Origin of the sequence: uncultured Roseicyclus sp., assembly GCF_937892565.1 — a bacterium.
GTDB lineage: Bacteria > Pseudomonadota > Alphaproteobacteria > Rhodobacterales > Rhodobacteraceae > Roseicyclus.
Genome location: NZ_CALAHQ010000015.1, coordinates 1 through 2,849 on the forward strand (window position 1 = coordinate 1; position 2,849 = coordinate 2,849).

A 2,849-nucleotide genomic window follows, 5' to 3' on the forward strand; every position below is an offset into this window, starting at 1 on the left:
CCCCGGCGTGACAGGCCGGTACTCTAACCAACTGAGCTACAACCGCGCGTGAAGGGTGCTTTAGGCAATCAGCATGGCGGCGTCAATGGCAGCTTGGGCGGTATTTGTAACGGGCGCGCCGTGCGGCTGAGATCTGCGCAGACCGAGGTTTTGCCTCAGGCACATCACGTCGAAACGATTGGGAGGAAAGTGGCGCGGTTGACGGGGCTCGAACCCGCGACCCCCGGCGTGACAGGCCGGTACTCTAACCAACTGAGCTACAACCGCGCGTGAAGGCGTGACTATTGTGCCCTGCACCCGCCGTCAAGCGCCCTTGGACAAGGCACACGGATTTTTCACGGATGACGCAGCGGCGGGCTGGCGGCCAGCACCCGATCTTGTGCCCGTTCGCGGGCAAAGACATAGAGCCCCGCCCCCGTGATCAGCACCACCCCCAACCAGACCACGCTGCGCGGCACCTCGCCAAAGATCAGCCATCCCCACAACAGCGCGAGGGGAAGTGCTGCATATTCATAGGATGCCACGACCGAAGCATTGCCAAGCTTGTAGGCCATGCCCATGCAATAGCCGATCAAGGCAGACATCAAGCCCAGCATGATAAAGACCCAAAGATCGCCCGCATCGGGCCAGATCCACGCACGAAGCAAGAACAACGCCGAAGGATGGGTCAGGCCGTCGGCAAAGCGACCATCGCCCGCGACCACGAAAAACAGCGCCGACACCGTCAAAAAGGTCAGCTGAATATACAGCGCCATGGCCGATGCAGCGGTATAGGCACCCAGCTTGCGTGTCAGCACCTGCATGCCTGCGTAAAACATCGCAGCCGCGACCGGCAGCAAAAGGTTGATCCGCCCGATCCCCCCCCAATCAACCCCCGGCGCCATCATCACACCAACCCCCAGAAGCCCGATCAAGACGGCCGCGATGCGATGGCGGCCAATCGGTTCGCCCAGAATGGGAATCGCCAAAAGCGTGATGAAAAGCGGCGGCACAAAGAACAGCGCCGTCGCCGCCCCCAAAGGCATGACAGCCAAGGCCGCAAAGAAAGTCATGTTCGAGAACACGACCAAGGCGGTCCGCACCAGATGCAGACCCGGCCTTTTGGTGCGCAACAGCGCCAAGCCCCCTTCCAGGTGCAAGAACACAAGGCTGACCAGAACCCCCACGATCGAGCGCACAAAGATCATCTGATGCAGCGGGTATTCCCCCGACAAAAGCTTGATCCCCAGATCATTGAGCGACCCGCACAAGACGCCCAGCAAGATGAACAAGATCGCGCGCAAAGCGGGGCTCATGATTGGAGTGACAGCCCATTTGCCGCATGCAGTTCGGCGATGGCACACAGATCAAGGGCAGTGACGTGGCGCAAATCCATGGCGTGACGTTGAACCGGAACGAGCGGCGCGGCAAGCGGTCTTGTTGCGCGCGGTGGCAAAGGCAGACATTCCCAGCCATCGCCGGACCGCAGTTGAAAACGGCCATACGTCCAGCCGCATCAGCGGCGCATCTGCGTCGCCCACTTGCCACGAAACCCTGTCGGGCGGGCGAAATATCGCCACCTGCCCCCAATTGGGGCAATGACCATCAAAGGCAGGGTTCCGGCACATGCTGTGCCCCCTTCATCTTGCCTGACGTCAACATACGGCCCTGACGCCCAGCCACAGCCGGGGCGCGTAAATGGGGCGTGTTCATGAGACCAAGATCGCGCGGGCAAGCTGCTGAACTGGCGGCTGACAAACACGATGCATACCGACGTTTGTATTGAGACCGTGAAGAAGGCCATCTTTGTGAGCGTTCCTTGCGAAGCCCGAAAGACGATGCGATCCACCTCGACATGATCAACATGGCTTGCAAGACCAGTGTGTCATTGTGGGTTGCACAACACCAAGTGGCTCCCGCCCGCCCTTGATCGGCACCGGCCGAACGAAGCATATTGGAGAGGGTTGAACGAGCAAAAGGCACATTGAAACACATGCCCGATACAGCTTTGAAATGCGCTAAAACGGACAGAAAATTTGGATCACCTAAACCGTCGGTCACCTTTTCATAATTCTTGTTGCTCGATCAGATAGATTTCAATTAGCCTTTTTCTTGCATGTAATTTTCAGGAGACACCCAAAAATGACCACCTTTCGATACGTATTTGGTTCATTAGTTGCGATGTTCATCTCTTATCCTGCATTTGCTCAGGACTTGGAGTTTGTGCTTATCAACATGTCTGGTTACACGCTTGTGGAGTTTTACACATCGCCCGAAGATGTCGCGTCTTGGGAAGAAGACGTGCTTGGAAACGATGTGCTTGAGAGCGGATATACGCTGAAAATCACAGTGGCCGATGGTCGTTCTCAATGCGTGTATGACATGCTTATGGTTTTTGATGATGGCGACAGGCTGGAAGATACCGTGGATATGTGCGAACTGGGGAGCTACACAATCCAGTAGGATGGCAACATCATCTGCGCCCCCAGAATTGGACAGGCGAATAACCCACAGGCTCACGGCTCAGTGAATGTCAAAGCCGGAAGCTGACGGTTGCGTCTGGGGGCATGGCCAAGACAAAGGTTCTGGCGCATGTGTCATCGCGGGTAGCGACCCGGCGCCAGACCTTCATTTTACCGAACATGATCTTGATCCTTTGGTGCCGCTTGTATCGGCGTTTGCCGTAGCGGATGGCCTTGCCACGTGACGTTTGGCCGGGTCTGCTGGGGATCCTCCATTTTCCGTCAACGCTTCCCCTGAACCGGTCGGCGTCGTCGACCCGGTCGGTGATCAGCCATTCGCCAGCAGGCAGGCAGTCCGGCAGGGCCGCCGGTCCGGTGTCGTCGCTGGTTTGGCCCGCGGTCAGAAAG

Annotated in this window: 2 protein-coding genes, 1 tRNA gene and 1 pseudogene; 1 reads left to right on the top strand and 3 read right to left on the bottom strand. The window is 57.8% G+C overall.

What is annotated here, in order from left to right; genetic code table 11:
* Positions 1-190 precede the first annotated feature (190 nt).
* Together Q0094_RS02275 and Q0094_RS02280 are read right to left on the bottom strand one after the other, a co-directional pair.
* A tRNA-Asp gene (locus tag Q0094_RS02275) sits at positions 191-267 on the bottom strand.
* A gap of 68 nt (positions 268-335) precedes the next feature.
* Entirely contained in the window at positions 336-1,295 is a 960-nt protein-coding gene (locus Q0094_RS02280) for a DMT family transporter (protein ID WP_297614830.1), read from the bottom strand.
* 826 nt (positions 1,296-2,121) lie between these two features.
* Here Q0094_RS02280 and Q0094_RS02285 point away from each other — a divergent pair.
* Positions 2,122-2,442, top strand: a complete 321-nt coding sequence (locus Q0094_RS02285; protein ID WP_297614832.1) for a hypothetical protein — start codon at positions 2,122-2,124, stop codon at positions 2,440-2,442.
* Between the two features lie 70 nt (positions 2,443-2,512).
* On the opposite strand, the pseudogene Q0094_RS02290 reads toward Q0094_RS02285, so the two are convergent.
* A pseudogene (locus Q0094_RS02290) lies at positions 2,513-2,849 on the bottom strand (IS5/IS1182 family transposase); the annotation flags it as partial.